Below are 19,143 nucleotides of genomic sequence, written 5' to 3'. Positions count from 1 at the left end.
TAAGAGAATACCTAGCGAATAAGGGTGTCAATAATACCACCACCTAAACAAACATCTCCCTGATAAAATACCACAGACTGGCCCGGTGTTACCGAGCTTTGTGGCTCAGTAAAGTCTATTTGATATTCTCCAGTCGTTGAGCCGCTGACGGGGGTTACTGTACAGGAAACATCATCTTGGCGGTAGCGCGTTTTGACAGTGCAGTGAATACTTGTTGTCAGTGCTTTTCTGTCAACCCAATGCAACTGGTTAGCAATTAAGCCAACAGAAAAAAGGCGAGGGTGGTTATGTCCTTGACCCACAATGAGTACATTACGCAATAAATCTTTTTCAACAACGTACCAAGGTGCTTCGCCTGCATCGGCTAAGCCACCAATACGTAAACCTTTACGTTGACCTAAGGTATGGTACATAAGGCCATCATGATGACCAACAGCAACACCTTCAGCAGACTCAATAATACCTGGCTTAGCAGGTAAATATTGGCCTAAAAAGTCTTTAAATTTGCGTTCACCAATAAAGCAAATACCGGTACTGTCTTTTTTGTTGTGAGTAATTAAGCCTGCTTTTTCGGCAATAGCACGTACTTCTGGCTTTTCAATATGACCAACAGGAAATAATGTTTGTGCTAATTGCTTTTCGTCTAGCGTATAGAGGAAGTAACTTTGGTCTTTATTATTATCAAGACCTCGTATCATTTTCCAAGCGTTATCACGAAATTCACGTTGTACATAATGACCAGTAGCAATGTAGTCGGCGTCTAAATCTTCACAAGCAAACTCTAAAAAGGCTTTGAATTTGATTTCTTTATTACACATAATATCAGGATTAGGTGTGCGTCCTGCTTTGTACTCTTCAAGAAAATATTCAAAAACATTATCCCAATATTCGGTAGCAAAATTAATGGTATGTAATTTTATATCGAGTTTGTCACAAATAGCCTGAGCATCTTCTAAATCTTGAGCAGCAGCACAATACTCATCGGTATCATCTTCTTCCCAATTCTTCATAAACAAGCCTTCTACTTGATAACCTTGCTCTTTAAGTAAGTATGCAGAGACAGAAGAATCGACACCTCCAGACATACCAACAATGACTTTGGTTTGTGCTGGGGTTTTATTATTTGAGGCTGTTAACATGTGTATTGGACCAATAGATTTTAAAAGTAATAGTACTAACTAAGTACTAACTAACTGTACAGGAATAAGAGGCGAAAAATTATATCATGCAGAGCAAATAGGATATAGATTAAAGATTAGATTTTAGCTGCGATAAAGGTATTTTATTGCCCGCTAAGTAGTCTTCTATGCATTCTAGTACCATGGCACTGCGTAATACTTGATGTTTTTCTTTAATTTGTTCGAGAGTAAACCAATGTGTGTCAATTATTTCGTCATCTTGAGGTTGACCTGTTAACCATTGTTGCAATTCAATAACGAAACAAAAACGTAAAAAGTAGAGTTTAAGATCGGGACGATGAAAATAATAAATACCGGATAAATAATCGGGTTCTAATGTCAAACCTGTTTCTTCAAGTACTTCACGTTTTACTGCGCTTATAAGGCTTTCATTTTCTTCCAAGTGACCCGCGGGCTGATTAAAAACCACGTGCTCTTTTTCTTGCTCTTCAACTAATAAAAACTTACCTTGATGATGAATAATAGCAGCAACCGTGGTATTGGGTTTAAATTGTTTTTCGCCATGTTCGCTCAAGTCAATATTATTAGTAGGGTATACTATTTTATCTTTATTTATCAATTAGATAATCCCCATTGTTAATACCATCTAATGTCCATTTACCAATGCTATATCTAATAAGCCGCAGCGTAGGAAAGCCTATGTTGGCAGTCATTCGCCTTACTTGTCTATTACGACCTTCAGTAATGGTAATAGCTAACCAAGTCGTGGGAATATTGGCGCGCTCTCTTATGGGAGGAGTTCGCGGCCAGATAGCTGGCTCAAGCATAATATTGACTTTAGCGGGTTTAGTCATACCATCTTTTAATTCAACACCTTGACGTAACCTTTGTAAATCTTCTTCGCTTGGCGCTCCTTCAACTTGTACCCAATAGGTTTTTTCAGTTTTTTGGCTAGGGTTTGCAATTTTATGCTGTAATTTACCATCATTAGTTAATAACAATAAACCTTCGCTATCTTTATCAAGACGCCCAGCAGCATAAATATTAGGTATGGTGATAAAGTCCTTTAAAGTACGTCTATTGTCTTCATCGGTGAATTGACATAAAACATCAAAAGGCTTATTAAAAAGTAGAACAATTTGCTTTTCATCAACTGGTCTGACCTTTTGTCTTTTTTGCGCGCAATGTCTTGTATAACCTTTGCTTGGATTCATTTTTAAATTGATTATCCTCGAGAATATGTAGTGGCTTTTTACCGAGCTATATTAATACGCTTTGAATTACTATACTATGCGCCCGAAAAATAAATTTTTAGTTTGAGTGAATATTCATTAATTTTGTAGTTAATTTTTTTGTGTTCACTAGAACTTTTAGCTAATTAAAATAGGAATTTCAATGAGCACTGATAACTCAAAAATCATTTATACTATTACCGACGAAGCGCCAGCCTTAGCGACGTACTCTTTATTACCCATTATTCAAGCTTATACTGCTTCTTCAGGTATTGACGTTGAAACACGCGATATTTCTTTGGCAGGTCGTATCTTAGCTAACTTTCCAAAATACTTAACTAAAGAGCAGCGTATTGACGATGCTTTAGCAGAATTAGGTGAATTAGCGCAAACACCTGCGGCTAATATTATCAAATTGCCAAATATATCAGCGTCTATTCCACAACTAGAAGCGGTTATTAAAGAATTACAAGCCAAAGGTTATGATTTACCAAATTACCCGGCAGAGCCACAAAATGAAGCAGAAGAGTCTATTAAATTAACTTATGCTAAAGTGTTAGGTTCAGCGGTTAACCCTGTATTGCGTGAAGGTAACTCTGATCGCCGTGCGCCAGCCTCTGTTAAACAATATGCTCGTAAAAACCCGCATTCAATGGGAGCTTGGTCGAAAGATTCAAAATCTCATGTTGCTCATATGAACTCAGGTGATTTTTATGGTAGTGAAAAGTCAGTCACAATTGATGGTGCAACCAAGGTCAATATTGAGTTTGTTGCACAAAATGGTGCGGTAACGTCATTAAAAGAAAACTTACCATTACTTGATAAAGAAATTATTGATGCGTCAGTAATGAGCAAATCTGCCTTAGTAGACTTCTTTGAAACTGAAATTAATAAAGCAAAAGAAGAAGATGTTTTATTATCATTGCATTTAAAAGCAACCATGATGAAAGTCTCTGATCCGGTTATGTTTGGTCTTGCTGTTAAAGTATTTTATAAAGACGTGTTTGCTAAGCACGCCGCTACTTTTGAACAATTAGGCGTTGATGCTGATAATGGTGTTGGTGATGTTTATGCTAAAATCGCCCGTTTACCTGCTGCGCAAAAAGCAGAAATTGAAGCAGATATAGAAGCTGTTTATGCTACTCGTCCTGAAATGGCTATGGTTGATTCAGACAAAGGTATTACTAACTTACACGTACCGAGTGATGTGATTATCGATGCGTCGATGCCGGCCGCTATTCGTGCTTCTGGTATGATGTGGGGACCCGATGGTAAGCAAAAAGATACTAAGTTTATGATCCCTGATCGTAACTATGCTGGCGTTTTCTCTGCAGTCGTTGATTTTTGTCGTGAAAACGGGGCTTTTAATCCCTCGACAATGGGTACAGTGCCTAATGTTGGCTTAATGGCACAAAAAGCTGAAGAATACGGTTCACACGATAAAACATTTACTATGAAAGCACCTGGCACAGTACGTGTGGTTAATGCTGCAGGTGAAACACTTATTGAGCAAAAAGTTGCCCAAGGTGATATTTTCAGAATGTGTCAGGTAAAAGATGCGCCGATTCAAGATTGGGTTAAATTAGCGGTAACTCGTGCTAAAGCAACAGCAACCCCAGCGATTTTTTGGTTAGATGAAAACCGTGGTCATGACGAACAAATGATCAAAAAAGTTAAAACCTACTTAGCTGATCATGATACTACAGGTTTAGATATTCAAATTCTTGAGCCGGTTAAAGCCTGTGAATATACATTAGCACGTGTTGCTAAAGGTGAAGATGCTATCTCAGTGACGGGTAACGTATTACGAGACTACTTAACTGATTTGTTCCCAATTTTAGAGTTGGGCACTAGTGCTAAAATGTTGTCTATTGTACCGCTAATGAATGGTGGCGGTTTATTTGAAACTGGCGCTGGTGGCTCTGCACCTAAACACGTTCAACAGTTTGAAAAAGAAAACCACCTACGTTGGGATTCTTTAGGTGAGTTTTTAGCACTTGCTGCATCACTTGAGCATGTAGCGGTAACAACCGGTAATGCTAAAGCCCAAGTGTTAGCAGATACCTTAGATGAAGCGACAGGTAAATTCTTAGATACTAATAAATCACCTTCTCGTAAAGTAGGTGAGTTAGATAACCGCGGTAGTCATTTTTATCTGGCAATGTATTGGGCGCAAGCATTGGCAGCCCAAACAAAAGATACTGAACTACAAGCAAGTTTTAGCAGCGTCGCTCAAGCGCTTACTAAGCAAGAAGAAAAAATTGTCGCTGAATTAAATGCCGCTCAAGGTCCGGCTATTGATATTAATGGTTACTATTTTGCTGACACACAACTAGCAGAAAAAGCCATGCGCCCAAGTGAAACCTTTAACACTATTTTATCGGCACTACTGTAAAGTTGACCTAGTTAACGATTATTCTACCAATCAGTAGTACGAAAGGTTAGTAGAATTAAAATAGCGCTAGATAATATAGTAAGTAACAAAGCTAAGTAGTAATACTTAGCTTTTTTTTGGTCTTTTTTTAGGCTAGAGCAAGACATATTGATTGTCGTGATAGTCGCTATCACGACAAAGTGTTTAGTGATAGCCTCTTTTTTGCATTACTTTAGTAGAGCAACTTTTCTATACTCGTTAAATGTGGAGCTCGTCCTATGACCAATAAAATTATCATTCCAACGACTGGAGATAAAATTACCTTTATTGACGGTAAGTTATCAGTACCCAACAATCCCATTATTCCTTTTATTGAAGGTGACGGTATAGGTGTAGATGTAACACCTCCTATGCTTAAAGTTGTCAATGCCGCAGTAGCTAAAGCGTATGGTAGTGAACGAAAAATAGCATGGATGGAAGTGTATGCTGGTGAAAAAGCGACTAAAATGTACGATAGCGAAACTTGGTTGCCAGAGGAAACCCTTAATATTCTTCAAGAATATAAAGTATCTATAAAAGGTCCTCTAACCACACCAGTAGGTGGTGGCATGAGTTCTCTAAACGTTGCCATAAGACAAATGCTTGATCTTTATGTTTGCCAACGTCCGGTACAATGGTTTACTGGCGTACCTAGCCCAGTTAAAAGACCAGGTGAAGTGGATATGGTGATCTTTCGTGAAAATACTGAAGATATTTATGCTGGTATCGAATATAAAGCAGGCAGTGATAAAGCCAAAGCCGTTATAGACTTTTTAACAGAGGAAATGGGCGCAAGTAATATTCGCTTTACCGAAAATTGTGGTATTGGTATAAAGCCTGTATCAAAAGAAGGTTCACAACGTTTGGTAAGACAAGCAATTCAATACGCTATTGATAATGATAAAGACTCAGTAACTTTAGTTCATAAAGGTAATATTATGAAGTTTACTGAAGGCGCCTTTAAAGATTGGGGTTATGAGCTTGCTATAGAAGAATTTGGCGCAAGTTTACTTCATGGTGGACCTTGGTGTTCATTAATAAACCCTAACACCGGTAAAGAAATTATTATTAAAGATGTTATTGCCGATGCAATGTTGCAGCAAATTTTATTACGTCCTGCGGAATATAGCGTAATAGCAACGCTGAACTTAAATGGTGACTATTTATCAGATGCGCTAGCGGCACAAGTAGGTGGAATAGGCATTGCTCCAGGCGCTAACTTAGGTGATGAGGTTGCTGTATTTGAAGCTACACACGGCACAGCACCAAAATATGCTGGAAAAAATAAAGTAAACCCAGGTTCAGTAATACTTTCAGCGGAGATGATGTTAAGGCATATGGGCTGGTTTGAAGCGGCTGATTTATTACTTAAAGGTATGTCAGGTGCAATACAAGCAAAAACCGTGACTTATGATTTTGAACGATTGATGGATGATGCCACCTTAGTTTCTTGTTCTGCTTTTGGCGACTGTATTATTGAGCATATGTAATTAGCAAAATCTTAGCAGCACTAACTACTTTATAGTATTTTTTATAGGGTGCTGTAGCATAATAAAAACACAACTTAATCGTTGTGTTTTTATTTTTATGCCTTTTTAATGTAGCGTAACGACTTTATAATTAATTTTATTCGTCTTCTGCTAATTTTATACTCGCTGCATGATGACCTTTAGGCCCTTCATTTAGCTCGTAATCGACATCTTGTCCGGCCTTTAGCGTGCGATAGCCATCCATTTCAATGGTTGAATAGTGTGCGAAAATATCATCTCCACCATTATCTGGACGAATAAAGCCAAAACCTTTTGCATTATTAAACCATTTAACTGTACCGTGTGCCATACTGGGACTTCCTTTTATATCCTTTAGTATTTAATTATGTTTTACTTATATTGGTTAGCTGGTAACTTTAAAGCGCTAGCTATAAATGCTAAAACTAAAACTAAAACTAAAACTAAAACTAAAACTAAAACTAAAACTAAAGCGTTAGCGTTAGCTTTAAAACATTAGTGCTGTAGCGTAGCAGTAAGCTAATAAAGTAATAATGAATCAGCAATCAGCAATCAGCAATCAAAATAAAAAAGCATAAATAACGAGCTTAGCGATTAAATAATAACCACTGATAGAATCCTAGATAAAAAATAAGATTAGTCAAGTTGATAAAGTTTTTTTTTAAGCTTGTTTACACAAAAAGTTACAGCAAAAGTAAAAAGTAGAGACTAAGATAAACATATGAGTAATTGGAAAGAGTTATTTGACACCAAAGGCGACACCCAAGGTATTGTTGAAGAAGAAGTTAAAGACGAAATAAAAGAGCCAGCTAAATATCATGTTTTTTTACTTAACGATGATTATACCCCGATGGATTTTGTTGTAGATGTATTGTCTAGCTTTTTTAATAAAAGTGAAGAACAAGCAACAGATATTATGTTAACCATTCACTACAAAGGAAAAGGCCTTTGTGGCACATATACTGCAGAGATAGCAGAAACCAAAGTAGAACATGTTGTCCAGTACGCTTTTGAAAATCAACACCCTCTAAAGTGTGTGATGGAAAAAGCATAAAGTTAAAAATTGGAGTAGCTATGCTAAACAAAGACTTAGAAGTATCCCTTAATTTAGCCTTCCGCCAAGCTAAAGAATCACGTCACGAATTTATGACGGTAGAGCATTTATTATTGGCATTATTAGACAACCCTTCAGCGATAGAAGTACTTGGTGCTTGTGGGGCAGACTTAGCAACATTACGTAAAAGTTTATTAGACTTTATCAATGAAACAACTCCACTAATTCCGGTTGGCGAAATTGAACGAGAAACACAGCCAACATTAGGCTTTCAGCGTGTTCTGCAACGTGCTGTTTTTCATGTGCAATCATCAGGTAAAAATGAAGTGAGTGGCTCGAATGTGCTCGTGGCCATTTTTAGCGAACAAGAATCGCAAGCCGCCTATATTCTAAAAAAGGCAGATATTAGCCGTTTAGATATTGTTAATTATATTTCTCATGGTATTGCTAAAATTGATGATGATAGTTCAGCGCAGACTTTAAGTGGTGAAACACAAGGTGAAGAAGAGCCTAGGACCATTGAAAATTTTGCGGTAAACCTTAATCAAGAAGCTTTAAAAGGTAATATCGACCCTCTAATTGGTCGTGATGACGAACTTGAACGCACTTTACAAGTGTTAAGTCGCCGCAGAAAAAATAACCCATTATTTGTTGGTGAAGCGGGTGTTGGTAAAACAGCCATAGCTGAAGGCTTAGCGAACCTTATCGTCGAGAAAAAAGTGCCAGAGTTTTTAGCTGATGCCACTATTTTTTCTTTAGATATGGGGGCACTATTAGCAGGTACTAAATATAGAGGTGATTTTGAAAAACGCTTTAAAGGTTTACTAAAAGAACTTGAAGAAGATAAAAATGCAGTACTTTTTATTGATGAAATTCATACTATTATAGGTGCAGGCGCTGCTTCTGGCGGTATGATGGATGCCTCTAATTTGCTTAAACCTTTATTATCAGCGGGTAAAATTCGTTGTTTAGGCTCTACCACCTATCAAGAATATCAAAGTATTTTTGAAAAAGACCGTGCGCTAGCGCGACGCTTTCAAAAAATTGATATTGCCGAGCCTAGTGTTGCAGATACCACTAAAATATTACAAGGCTTAAAAGATAAATATGAGAGCCATCATGGTATTCGCTATACCAGTAAAGCATTACATGCAGCAGCTGAGTTATCAGCTAAGTATATTAACGATAGATTTCTGCCAGATAAAGCGATTGATGTTATTGATGAAGCGGGTGCAAAACAGCAATTAGTTGCGGCAAGTAAGCGCAAAAAAGTGATCAATAATACAGATATTGAAAACATTATTGCAAAAATCGCGAGGATCCCGAAAAAATCTGTATCACTGAATGAGAAAGATAGTCTTAAAAACCTAGATAGAAATTTGAAACTAGTTGTTTTTGGGCAAGATAAAGCGATTGATGAGCTTACTTCAGTTATTCGTTTATCTCGTGCAGGTCTAGGCAATGATGAAAAACCTGTTGGCTCATTCTTATTTGCAGGACCTACTGGTGTGGGTAAAACAGAAATAACTAAACAGTTAGCTAAAATATTAGGTGTGGAGTTACTACGTTTTGATATGTCTGAATATATGGAGAAACATGCGGTAAGTCGCCTTATTGGTGCTCCTCCTGGATATGTAGGTTATGAGCAAGGTGGTTTATTAACTGATGCCGTTTTAAAACACCCTCATGCGGTTGTTTTATTAGATGAAATAGAAAAAGCCCATGAAGATGTGTATAACATTCTCTTGCAAGTAATGGATCACGGTACATTAACCGATAATAATGGTCGAAAAGCTGATTTTAGAAATATTATTCTCGTGTTAACAACCAATGCTGGAGTACAAGAAACGGTACGTCAATCTATTGGCTTTAAACAGCAAGATCATAGCCAAGATGCGTTAAGTGAAATAAATAAAGTCTTTTCACCTGAATTTAGAAATAGATTAGACAACATTGTTTGGTTTAATCACCTCGACAATATTGTTATACACCAGGTAGTCGATAAATTTATTGTTGAACTACAAGCTCAGCTTGATGAAAAAGGTGTTTCACTTGAGTTAACCAAGCGAGCCAAACAATGGTTAGCTGATAAAGGTTACGATAAATCAATGGGGGCAAGACCGATGTCACGCTTAATTCAAGAACATTTGAAAAAAGCATTGGCAAATGAATTACTCTTTGGTGAGTTAACACATGGCGGCGTCGCTAAAGTTGACGTTAAAAAAGATCGCCTAGTGATTAATTTTGAAAACAAACAAGAATTGATTGTAGCGAAATAGTCTTTAATATAAAGATCCGTATCAGTACAGTTATTGATAAAACCTTACAAAGTCAGGTTCGTAAGGTTTTTTTATGTCTGATAGTCACGCGATATGATGTCATAACAGAACTAGGATATATAACATCATAGCTGAAGTTTCTGAACGGGTATCCATCGCCTTAGCGATTTGTAGCTATCACTATTTTTTAGTCGCTCCCCGCTCTTTGTTGAAGCAAAGGGCTCGAACCAGTGACACATACTTTCCTTTAGAGAGTACAGTCCATCGCTCTACCCACTGAGCTATTGGGGCATAAACTTTTTAGTCGTTGCTTATTTTGACGATTATAGCGAGTTTACTTTTCTTCAGGCGAAAAAAAACCTACATAAAGTAGGTTTTGTTTCACATTTTAATGTGGCTCCCAGCTGTTTATTGATAATCAAAGGGCTCGAACCAGTGACACATACTTTCCTTTAGAGAGTACAGTCCATCGCGCTACTAACTGAGTTATTGGGGAATGAATTTTTTTTAGTGTTTGTATATGATGAGGGGCATAGTTAGTTTACTTTTCTTTAGGCGAAAAAAAACCTACATAAAGTAGGTTTCGTTTCACATTTTAATGTGGCTCCCCAAACTGGGCTCGAACCAGTGACACATGGATTAACAGTCCATCGCTCTACCAACTGAGCTATTGGGGAATAAACTTTTTTAACTTCTGTTTATCACGAAGTATTTAGTTTTCAAGCTGCGCTTGATAACTGATATGTGGCTCCCCAAACTATACTCGATAAGCCCGTCAGTGACATATGCTTATTTAAAGAGAGTACAGTCCATCGCTCTAGCGATCTGAAACCATCATTTTTAATGTGGCTCCCCAAACTGGGCTCGAACCAGTGACACATGGATTAACAGTCCATCGCTCTACCAACTGAGCTATTGGGGAATAAACTTTTTTAACTTCTGTTTATCACGAAGTAGTTAGTTTTCAAGCTGTGCTTGATAACTGATATGTGGCTCCCCAAACTATACTCGATAAGCCCGTCAGTGACATATGCTTATTTAAAGAGAGTACAGTCCATCGCTCTAGCGATCTGAAACCATCATTTTTAATGTGGCTCCCCAAACTGGGCTCGAACCAGTGACACATGGATTAACAGTCCATCGCTCTACCAACTGAGCTATTGGGGAATAAACTTTTTTAACTTCTGTTTATCACGAAGTATTTAGTTTTCAAGCTGCGCTTGATAACTGATATGTGGCTCCCCAAACTGGGCTCGAACCAGTGACACATGGATTAACAGTCCATCGCTCTACCAACTGAGCTATTGGGGAATCTCGCGTTAACCTCAGTGGCTAACGGGGCAGAATAATAAAGACCTGTGACCTTACTGTCAACACTAAAAGACATATAATTTTAAAATAATGAGCGTTTGCTGAAATTGTGCACATAAGAGAGATTTTTACATCACTTGAGGCTATTTTTTGCACTGAACTCATGTAGTCCATATGCTAAGGTCAATAGTAGAGTTAACACATAGTTATCCACTTTTCCTGTGGATAACTATGTGAGTTAACGTGTAACTTTATTGTGATAATACGGTTTAATTGACTTAGCTACAAGTCAATACAAATCCACTTTATATTTATTCCCTTATAATTCAATGTTTTATTTCTTTTTTTAACTTTACTCTATAATTAGGCTGATTTTTAATCACCACATTTATTAACACTATCCATAGTTATAATTGTGTATTGTTGAATGACTTCACACAATACAGAAAAAATGCACAGTATTTTGTTCATTCGTGAGATAAATAGTTCACTTACCTTTTATTTTTTAATATTACGAATTTACGTTGAGCTAAAGCGAGCCACTGTCATGAATCTAAGCTAGGTAAAAGCGGCTTAATCTTTTACAATGTAGCGCGACATGGTATTTACCCTGATTAAAAGAACTACAGATAATATTTAATGACCCAAAAAAACACAGCTAGATACAACAATAAGCAAATTAACTTACTAGAAGATCCTGTCCCTAATACACTAAAACGTATGACCATCCCTATGATATATGGCATGGTCTTGTTAATGACATTCAACCTAGTTGATACGTTTTTTGTTGGACTTCTTGGTACGCAGCCGCTTGCTGCAATAAGTTTTACTTTTCCCGTTACTTTCACTGTATTGAGTTTAACTATTGGTTTAGGTATAGGAACCTCTGCTGTTATTGCTAAATTTTTAGGAAAGAAAGACACCAAGTCAGCAAAAAATGCGGCAACAGCAGCGCTTTATTTAGCCGCTATCATTGTTGCTTGTTTATCAATTATAGGTTATTTCATTACCGATCCTTTATTTACATTACTTGGAGCCCAACCGTCTTTATTACCTTTAATTCATGAGTATATGGATATCTGGTATATCGGTAGTGTTTGTTTAATTGGCCCTATGATAGGGAATGCTGTTTTACGCGCATCGGGAGATACTAAAACACCCAGTATAATTATGGGCAGTGCTGGCTTAATTAACGCTATTTTTGATCCTATTTTAATTTTTGGTCTTGGACCTATCCCTGCTATGGGGGTTCAGGGCGCAGCTATTGCAACCTTAATTTCCTGGGTTTTTGGACTCGGTTTAGTCTTTTATGTGTTAACGATAAAGCACGATCTAATTCATACTGCTATGTTACCTATAAAAGAATTAACCAGTGCTTGTCGAGATATATTAAAAATAGGTTTACCTGCGGCAGGAGCGAATATGCTAACACCTATCGCTGCGGCTATCATGACAGCAATTGTTGCCACCTATGGTGAGTCAGCGGTTGCCGCTTTTGGTGTTGGCTCAAAACTTGAGTCAATCGCTTGTTTAATCGTGTTAGCCTTATCCATGACTTTACCGCCTTTTATCAGTCAAAATTTTGGAGCAGGACAGTTACATCGTGCTGAAGATGCGTATAAAGTTGCCATTAAGTTTATTCTCGCTTGGCAAATTGTCATTTACCTCTTCTTGGCGCTTTGTGCTCCTTGGATCGCTAGTATTTTTACCCAAGACGAGGCGGTTGCTGAGCTTATTAAACTCTTTATTTGGATATTACCATTAGGGTATGGTTTACAAGGTATTGTCATTTTAACTAATTCATCACTCAATGCACTACATAAACCCATGATTGCATTGGCACTAAGTGTTATTAGACTGTTTGTTTTTTATCTGCCATTAGCGTACCTTGGCAGCGTACTTTATGGTTTAACCGGTTTATTTGCCGGCGCTTTACTTGGTAATATTCTTATGGCAATGATTTCGTACCGATTATTTACTAAACAATTTATGTTACTCGAACTTGCGCCTGCGGAGAAGGTGGTATGAAAAAATTAACAATTTGTTCTGATTATATCCCCAGTGGTGATCAACCTAGCGCAATAAAACAGTTGTTAGACGGTATAGAATCAGGCTTAGCTCATCAAACGCTTTTAGGGGTAACTGGCTCAGGTAAAACCTTCACCATTGCTAATGTTATTGAAAAGCTTAATCGACCGACGATGATGTTAGCACCGAATAAAACCTTAGCGGCGCAACTTTATGGCGAAATGAAAGAGTTTTTCCCCAACAATGCTGTTGAGTATTTTGTTTCTTATTATGACTATTACCAGCCTGAAGCTTATGTACCCACAACCGATACCTTTATAGAAAAAGATGCTTCAGTCAATGAACACATTGAGCAAATGCGTTTATCTGCGACCAAAGCACTGTTAGAGCGTCGAGACGTTATTATTATAGCGTCGGTGTCAGCCATTTATGGTTTGGGCGATCCCGACTCTTATTTAAAAATGATGTTACATATTAGCCAAGGTGACATTATCAATCAGCGCGATATTTTACGTCGTTTAGCTGAATTGCAATATACCCGTAATGATATTGCTTTTGCCCGGGCGACTTATCGCGTTCGTGGTGATGTTATTGATATCTTCCCCGCTGAATCAGACCGCCTTGCTTTACGCGTTGAACTCTTTGATGAAGAAATAGAGCGTATTAGTCAATTTGATCCACTAACGGGGCAAGTTGAACGGACACTCGCTCGCGTAACGGTTTACCCTAAAACACACTATGCTACGCCAAGAGAAAAAATTTTAGCTGCGGTAGAAAACATTAAAATTGAACTTAAACATCGTTCGAAACAACTTAAAGATAATAATAAGTTAGTTGAAGAGCAACGCCTTACTCAGCGCACGCAATTTGATATTGAGATGATGACTGAACTTGGCTATTGCTCAGGTATCGAAAACTACTCTCGTTATTTATCCGGCAGAGAAGAGGGCGGTGCACCGCCGACACTATTTGATTATTTACCTGATGATGGTTTACTCATTATTGATGAGTCGCATGTGACTGTACCGCAAATTGGTGCTATGTATAAAGGTGATAGATCGCGTAAAGAAAATTTAGTGGAATACGGTTTCAGACTACCTTCAGCACTAGATAACAGGCCGATGAAATTTGAAGAATTTGAAGCCATTTCTCCACAAACCATTTATGTATCAGCAACGCCGAGTAACTACGAGCTAGAAAAGTGTGTTGGTGATATTGCGGAACAAGTCGTAAGACCAACGGGGTTACTTGATCCTGAAATTGAAGTAAGACCGGTTGAAACGCAAGTGGATGATTTATTGTCCGAGATACGTAAACGATTACCGTTAGATGAACGCGTATTGGCTACTACGTTAACTAAGCGTATGGCTGAAGATTTAACCGATTATTTAGATGAGCATGGTATTAAAGCCCGTTATTTACACTCCGATGTTGATACCGTTGAGCGTGTTGAGATTATCAGAGACTTTAGGTTAGGAAAGTTTGATGTTCTCGTTGGTATTAACTTATTGCGTGAAGGCTTAGATATGCCAGAAGTGTCGTTAGTGGCTATTTTAGATGCCGATAAAGAAGGCTTTTTACGATCCGATCGTTCATTAATTCAAACCATAGGTCGTGCTGCCCGTAACCTCAATGGCCGAGCAATATTATATGGTGATAAAATAACCGGCTCCATGCGCCGTGCTATTGACGAAACTGAGCGACGTAGAATAAAGCAACATCAGTATAATCTAGACAACAATATTACGCCTCAAGGGGTTATTAGACGAATAACGGATGTGATGGGTGTTGGCAATTACAGTGATGCTAAATCACTTGATAAAGTAGCAGAAGCTAATAGCAACTATCATATTAACCAGCAAGCAGAAGAGCCTTTATTAAGCACTAGGCAAATTGATGCAAAAATAGTTGAATTAGAAAAAGTAATGCAAGGGCATGCGCAAAACTTAGAATTTGAACAAGCCGCTTCTGTGCGTGATAAAATAGCTAAATTAAGAATACAGCAGTTATCTACTTAATCGTATCACTGGCTAATACACAGTTAAGTAATGACTGATTAGCGAGCTCTAAAATAAAAATCAGGACAATATGTTATGGAAGCGAGTGCCGCGTTAAATCCCCCTCCACAAAATAAAATAGCTATGATTATTCAATCGCTTGGACCAGGTATTATGATGGCCACCGCTGCGGTTGGCGGCTCTCACCTTGTTGCCTCTACCAAAGCGGGCGCAATTTTTGGTTGGCAACTTGCCGCGCTTATTTTGTTAGTTAATTTGCTCAAGTACCCCTTCTTCAGAGCTGGGGTCACTTATACTATGGGTACGGGTCAAAGTTTGGTGGCGGGTTATGCAAAAATGGGTCGCGGCTATTTAGGGTTATTCACCTTACTTACGGCTATTTCTGCGGTTATTAATACCGCCGCGCTTACCTTGTTTAGTGCCAGTTTATTAGGTCTATTTCTTCCTTTTGAGCTATCACTACCGATATTATCAGCAGTAGTGATCATTGCGTGTTTAGTTATTTTATTACGCGGTCATTATCAGGCATTAGATGGCCTATCAAAAATAATTATGGCGGTGTTAACGCTAACGACATTAATTGCTGTCGTTATGGCGGCAAACCAAGTACAAGCTTTACCTACTGATTTTAATCCACCTTCTGCGTGGACCATTGCTTCCATAGGCTTTATTGTCATCACTATGGGATGGATGCCAGCGCCTATTGAAATCTCTTGTTTAACGTCGCTATGGTTAAAAAGGCAATGTCAACAAGGTAAGGTAACCAACAAATCAGCACTGTTTGATTTTAACATTGGTTATACCATTACCGCGTTATTAGCCATTGTCTTTTTAGCTTTAGGGGCATTGGTATTACATGGTAAAACAGACAACTTAGCTAATTCTGGTATTGCTTTTTCTCATCAACTTGTCGGTATGTATGCTAGTGCTATTGGTGAGTGGTCTCGAATACTTATTTCGATTATTGCTTTTGGCTGTATTTTTGGTAGCACTATTACGGTCATTGATGGTTATGCGCGAGCTTTAGCTGAAGCTAAACAACAAATAAAAAATCCACAACATGAAGGGGAGCCTCGACATAATAGTTGGATGTTGTTAATTAGTGCCTGTGCCATGGCGGTTATTTTATTTTTTGTATCCTCTTTAATAACCATGCTTAACTTTGCCATGGTGTTAGCATTTATGACCACACCTATTTTTGCTTCTCTTAATTACTGGCTGGTAGCAACAACAGCATTACCTAAAGAATTAGCGCTAAGTAAAAAAATGAAAATATTGTCTTGGGTAGGCTTAGCATACTTATTTGGTTTCTTAGCCGTGTTTATTTGGTGGAAATGGTTTATGTAGTGACAATAACATTACTATATTCTTTACTTAACACAGTGTTAGGCTATTAAGTCTTGATGGTGTTTGAGTAAAAGTAGTCGTTGCTAATTCTTATGGTTTAACATGAGAATTAGCGTTATTACTATTTACCGCAGTGCGGACACTTCTCGTGGTTATTGATGCGTTTAAATTGCGCAATAGTGCGTTGGAAATCTTCTGGGTCAATCTCTAATCTATCAGCTAACTCTACTAGCTCTTGATATTCTTCTTGCCCTATATAACCATCAGCTAACGCTTGCTTTATTTTACTGTCGAGATCTTCTTTTCTCTCTCTAAGCTCTTCACCAAATCGGGCCGCTAGCATACCTGCAGGCAAGGCAACCAAGCCAACACCAATCAGCATAATAATGGTAGCAATTAATTTTCCTATGGGCGTAACAGGTACGACATCGCCATAACCAACCGTTGTCATGGTCACAACAGACCACCATAATGATTTTAATATACTGCCAAAAGTTTCAGGTTGAACTCTACCTTCAATAATATGCATTAAGCTTGCAGCAATGGTGATAATAAATACCATCACCAGCATAGCGGCGGTAATACTTTTCAACTCTTTAGCAATCACTGAAATAAAAATATTAAAGCCTTTAAAGTAGTGCGTTAGCTTTAATAAACGTAACACTCTAATAAGACGTAATGAGCGTAAATCAATATTGAAAAATAGTGCTAAAATAAAAGGTAATATAGTAATAAGGTCAATTAAGGCGACGCCACTGCGTATGTACTTAATTCTTGCTTTACTTGGGGATAGGTTTTGATATTTTTTTGCTTCAACGCAGCACCACACCCGTAAGCCGTATTCAATACAAAAGATAGTTAAGGAGATTAATTCAAATACGGTAAACTCAACTAAGTATTGTTGATGGTAACTAGACTCTGACTCAAAGATGGTGGCTATCACATTGGTGATGATGAGCATAATCAAAGATATATTAATTATTTTAGCTATCAGAGTCATATTAGTATGCTCTTCAAGCAGTTGATATGTTGTAGCTCGGTAGGATTGTGTCATCGTATTGCTTGCACTATTGACCGCTAACTTGGGTTCAGTCATAACTTCACTTTTTAATTGCGTTTATAAATTGATAGTAAGAAAAAACCGAGTTCATATCACATTATCTTCGATGATAGCTAGTAGACTTAAGTGTCGAAAGCAACTGTCCTTAGATAATAAGGACAGTGAACCGTTACGCATCAATATTCAATATAAGTTACTAGTAAAATTTATAAAGGAAATAGAAGCGTTAAAACCGATATGTTATTCGTATGCGATAGGGTCCGTTTGATTATTATCGGCAAAAGCGGCTAAGCGCTCCTGGCACGAACTACACTTACCACAAGCTTTATCTCGTCCGTTATAACAGGTCCAAGTATTACTGTAATCTAAACCCATTGAGATACCATCAGCAAGAATTGCTGTTTTATCAACGTTTAGATAAGGACTAAATATTTCCACACTTTCATAGTTAGCAATTTTACACACGTCATTCATTTTTTCGAGAAATTCAGGGCGACAGTCAGGATAAATAGCATGATCACCAGAATGCGCACCATAATAGACTTGCTCAGCCCCAATAGACACCGCATAGGCAACCGCTAAAGACAACAACACCATATTACGATTAGGGACTACCGTTGATTTCATGTTATCTGTTTCGTATTCGCCTTCAGGAATATCAATATCATCAGTTAATGAAGAGCCAGCAAGTAATTGATTAATTGCTGAAATATCAATTACTTTATGGTTTACACCCAACGCATTGCAAACTGTATTAGCGCACTCTAACTCTTTTACATGGCGTTGACCATAATCAAAAGATAATGAAAATACTTCTTTTCCATCTTGTAAAGCACGGTTTAATACCGTAAATGAGTCCATGCCACCAGAATAAATAACAACAACTTTTTCAGTCATTTCAAAGCTCTCTTAATTGATCTAAGGTATAATAAAAATAACTGTTATGTTACTTGAAATCAGTAGTAGGCTAAAGCATAAAGTGTATAACGACTTAATAAAAACACTAAAACACACCATAATGTAGAAGAGACATCCATAATTGCCATGAACTATAAAATTAATGAACTTTTTGAAACCATTCAAGGAGAGGGCTCCTTTACAGGACAACCGTCTATTTTTATTCGATTACAAGGTTGTCCTGTAGGATGCTCGTGGTGCGATACTAAACACACATGGGATATTGAACTTGCTGATCAAGTTAGCCCTGAGGTGATGTTGAATAAAACCGAAGAAACCGTACAGTGGGCTAATTTTAGCGCGGAAGATGTCTTGGCATTAGTGAAAGACAAAGGCTTTCAAGCTAAGCACATTGTCATTACCGGTGGCGAGCCTTGTATGGTTGATTTAACACCGCTGTGTGCAGCATTAGAGCAACAAGGTTACAGCACACAAATTGAAACATCAGGTACCTTTGAAATTATCACGACTGAAAAGTGCTGGGTAACCGTATCACCTAAAATTAATATGCGCGGAGGTTATAAAGTATTAGCAAGTGCTATGTCTCGGGCTAACGAAATTAAACACCCCGTTGCCACAGAGCAGCATATCGATGAACTAAAAGCGTTACTGGCTCAGCACAAGGTAGTAAATACGCCTATTTATATACAACCTATCAGTCAAAAGAAACGCGCAACCGAACTAGCGATAGCAAGCTGTATCGCCAATAATTGGCGTTTATCTGTGCAAGTGCATAAATATATTGGTATCGAATAATATCTTTATCGATAGCTTCAACAGCCACGCTAGAGAATATT

Annotated in this window: 14 protein-coding genes and 4 tRNA genes; 8 read left to right on the top strand and 10 right to left on the bottom strand. The window is 37.8% G+C overall.

Features of this window, described 5'->3' with window-relative positions; translation table 11 throughout:
• Window positions 1-11 precede the first annotated feature (11 nt).
• From mnmA to FCS21_RS15180, 3 genes are all read right to left on the bottom strand, one after another.
• Window positions 12-1,139 carry a tRNA 2-thiouridine(34) synthase MnmA gene (gene mnmA / locus FCS21_RS15190; protein WP_138624392.1) on the bottom strand — a complete coding sequence of 376 codons (1,128 nt, stop codon included), beginning with the start codon at window positions 1,137-1,139 and terminating at the stop codon, window positions 12-14.
• Between the two features lie 109 nt (window positions 1,140-1,248).
• Window positions 1,249-1,758, bottom strand: a complete 510-nt coding sequence (locus tag FCS21_RS15185; RefSeq protein WP_246047300.1) for an NUDIX hydrolase — start codon at window positions 1,756-1,758, stop codon at window positions 1,249-1,251.
• Window positions 1,748-2,353: a pseudouridine synthase gene (locus tag FCS21_RS15180; RefSeq protein WP_138624391.1), complete on the bottom strand. Its 606-nt coding sequence runs from the start codon at window positions 2,351-2,353 to the stop codon at window positions 1,748-1,750. Before FCS21_RS15180 ends, FCS21_RS15185 begins: the two co-directional genes overlap by 11 nt.
• A gap of 181 nt (window positions 2,354-2,534) precedes the next feature.
• Here FCS21_RS15180 and FCS21_RS15175 point away from each other — a divergent pair, with 181 nt between their 5' ends.
• Both FCS21_RS15175 and icd read left to right on the top strand, forming a co-directional pair.
• A complete protein-coding gene (locus FCS21_RS15175) occupies window positions 2,535-4,766 on the top strand; it encodes an NADP-dependent isocitrate dehydrogenase (protein ID WP_138624390.1) in 2,232 nt (743 codons plus the stop codon).
• A gap of 257 nt (window positions 4,767-5,023) precedes the next feature.
• Complete coding sequence (gene icd, locus FCS21_RS15170; RefSeq protein ID WP_138624389.1) at window positions 5,024-6,274, top strand: NADP-dependent isocitrate dehydrogenase; 1,251 nt, start codon at window positions 5,024-5,026, stop codon at window positions 6,272-6,274.
• Window positions 6,275-6,410: 136 nt separating this feature from the next.
• Here the strand turns inward: icd and cspD are convergent, their stop codons facing one another.
• Window positions 6,411-6,623 (bottom strand): cold shock domain-containing protein CspD, encoded by a 213-nt coding sequence (cspD, locus tag FCS21_RS15165; RefSeq protein ID WP_138624388.1) that lies wholly within the window; start codon window positions 6,621-6,623, stop codon window positions 6,411-6,413.
• 390 nt (window positions 6,624-7,013) lie between these two features.
• Here cspD and clpS point away from each other — a divergent pair, with 390 nt between their 5' ends.
• A complete protein-coding gene (clpS, locus tag FCS21_RS15160; protein ID WP_138624387.1) occupies window positions 7,014-7,346 on the top strand; it encodes an ATP-dependent Clp protease adapter ClpS in 333 nt (110 codons plus the stop codon).
• 20 nt (window positions 7,347-7,366) lie between these two features.
• Complete coding sequence (gene clpA / locus FCS21_RS15155; protein ID WP_138624386.1) at window positions 7,367-9,625, top strand: ATP-dependent Clp protease ATP-binding subunit ClpA; 2,259 nt, start codon at window positions 7,367-7,369, stop codon at window positions 9,623-9,625.
• A 601-nt stretch (window positions 9,626-10,226) separates the two neighbouring features.
• Here clpA and FCS21_RS15150 read toward each other — a convergent pair.
• From FCS21_RS15150 to FCS21_RS15135, 4 genes are all read right to left on the bottom strand, one after another.
• Window positions 10,227-10,302: transfer RNA gene (locus FCS21_RS15150), tRNA-Asn, on the bottom strand.
• Between the two features lie 169 nt (window positions 10,303-10,471).
• A tRNA-Asn gene (locus FCS21_RS15145) sits at window positions 10,472-10,547 on the bottom strand.
• Window positions 10,548-10,716: 169 nt separating this feature from the next.
• A tRNA-Asn gene (locus tag FCS21_RS15140) sits at window positions 10,717-10,792 on the bottom strand.
• A 68-nt stretch (window positions 10,793-10,860) separates the two neighbouring features.
• Window positions 10,861-10,936, bottom strand: a tRNA-Asn gene (locus FCS21_RS15135).
• A gap of 639 nt (window positions 10,937-11,575) precedes the next feature.
• Between FCS21_RS15135 and FCS21_RS15130 the strand changes: the two genes are divergently transcribed.
• The 3 genes from FCS21_RS15130 (at window position 11,576) to FCS21_RS15120 (ending at window position 16,329) form a co-directional block, all read left to right on the top strand.
• Window positions 11,576-12,964 (top strand): MATE family efflux transporter, encoded by a 1,389-nt coding sequence (locus FCS21_RS15130; protein WP_138624385.1) that lies wholly within the window; start codon window positions 11,576-11,578, stop codon window positions 12,962-12,964.
• Entirely contained in the window at window positions 12,961-14,982 is a 2,022-nt protein-coding gene (uvrB, locus tag FCS21_RS15125) for an excinuclease ABC subunit UvrB (RefSeq protein WP_138624384.1), read from the top strand. The genes FCS21_RS15130 and uvrB overlap by 4 nt, the downstream gene beginning before the upstream one ends.
• Window positions 14,983-15,057: 75 nt before the next feature.
• Complete coding sequence (locus tag FCS21_RS15120; protein ID WP_138624383.1) at window positions 15,058-16,329, top strand: NRAMP family divalent metal transporter; 1,272 nt, start codon at window positions 15,058-15,060, stop codon at window positions 16,327-16,329.
• A gap of 121 nt (window positions 16,330-16,450) precedes the next feature.
• Here the strand turns inward: FCS21_RS15120 and FCS21_RS15115 are convergent, their stop codons facing one another.
• Both FCS21_RS15115 and queC read right to left on the bottom strand, forming a co-directional pair.
• A complete protein-coding gene (locus FCS21_RS15115) occupies window positions 16,451-17,425 on the bottom strand; it encodes an ion transporter (protein ID WP_138624382.1) in 975 nt (324 codons plus the stop codon).
• A 204-nt stretch (window positions 17,426-17,629) separates the two neighbouring features.
• Entirely contained in the window at window positions 17,630-18,286 is a 657-nt protein-coding gene (gene queC / locus FCS21_RS15110; protein ID WP_138624381.1) for a 7-cyano-7-deazaguanine synthase QueC, read from the bottom strand.
• A 147-nt stretch (window positions 18,287-18,433) separates the two neighbouring features.
• Between queC and queE the strand changes: the two genes are divergently transcribed.
• Window positions 18,434-19,102: a 7-carboxy-7-deazaguanine synthase QueE gene (gene queE, locus FCS21_RS15105; protein ID WP_138624380.1), complete on the top strand. Its 669-nt coding sequence runs from the start codon at window positions 18,434-18,436 to the stop codon at window positions 19,100-19,102.
• The last annotated feature ends 41 nt before the right edge of the window (window positions 19,103-19,143 follow it).

Origin of the sequence: Colwellia ponticola (assembly GCF_005885605.1) — a bacterium.
Classification (GTDB): domain Bacteria; phylum Pseudomonadota; class Gammaproteobacteria; order Enterobacterales; family Alteromonadaceae; genus Colwellia; species Colwellia ponticola.
Note: the sequence above shows the minus strand (reverse complement) of the source record. Positions and strands in the feature narration are given on the sequence as shown.

What these genes read in the sequence shown, in the direction of transcription:
- queE (WP_138624380.1), top strand. Translation starts at nt 18,434, where the DNA reads ATGAACTATAAAATTAATGAACTTTTTGAAACCATTCAAGGAGAGGGC.
- FCS21_RS15115 (WP_138624382.1), bottom strand. Translation starts at nt 17,425, where the DNA reads ATGACTGAACCCAAGTTAGCGGTCAATAGTGCAAGCAATACGATGACA.
- FCS21_RS15175 (WP_138624390.1), top strand. Translation starts at nt 2,535, where the DNA reads ATGAGCACTGATAACTCAAAAATCATTTATACTATTACCGACGAAGCG.
- clpS (WP_138624387.1), top strand. Translation starts at nt 7,014, where the DNA reads ATGAGTAATTGGAAAGAGTTATTTGACACCAAAGGCGACACCCAAGGT.
- uvrB (WP_138624384.1), top strand. Translation starts at nt 12,961, where the DNA reads ATGAAAAAATTAACAATTTGTTCTGATTATATCCCCAGTGGTGATCAA.
- mnmA (WP_138624392.1), bottom strand. Translation starts at nt 1,139, where the DNA reads ATGTTAACAGCCTCAAATAATAAAACCCCAGCACAAACCAAAGTCATT.
- FCS21_RS15120 (WP_138624383.1), top strand. Translation starts at nt 15,058, where the DNA reads ATGGAAGCGAGTGCCGCGTTAAATCCCCCTCCACAAAATAAAATAGCT.
- FCS21_RS15130 (WP_138624385.1), top strand. Translation starts at nt 11,576, where the DNA reads ATGACCCAAAAAAACACAGCTAGATACAACAATAAGCAAATTAACTTA.
- queC (WP_138624381.1), bottom strand. Translation starts at nt 18,286, where the DNA reads ATGACTGAAAAAGTTGTTGTTATTTATTCTGGTGGCATGGACTCATTT.
- FCS21_RS15180 (WP_138624391.1), bottom strand. Translation starts at nt 2,353, where the DNA reads ATGAATCCAAGCAAAGGTTATACAAGACATTGCGCGCAAAAAAGACAA.
- icd (WP_138624389.1), top strand. Translation starts at nt 5,024, where the DNA reads ATGACCAATAAAATTATCATTCCAACGACTGGAGATAAAATTACCTTT.
- clpA (WP_138624386.1), top strand. Translation starts at nt 7,367, where the DNA reads ATGCTAAACAAAGACTTAGAAGTATCCCTTAATTTAGCCTTCCGCCAA.
- cspD (WP_138624388.1), bottom strand. Translation starts at nt 6,623, where the DNA reads ATGGCACACGGTACAGTTAAATGGTTTAATAATGCAAAAGGTTTTGGC.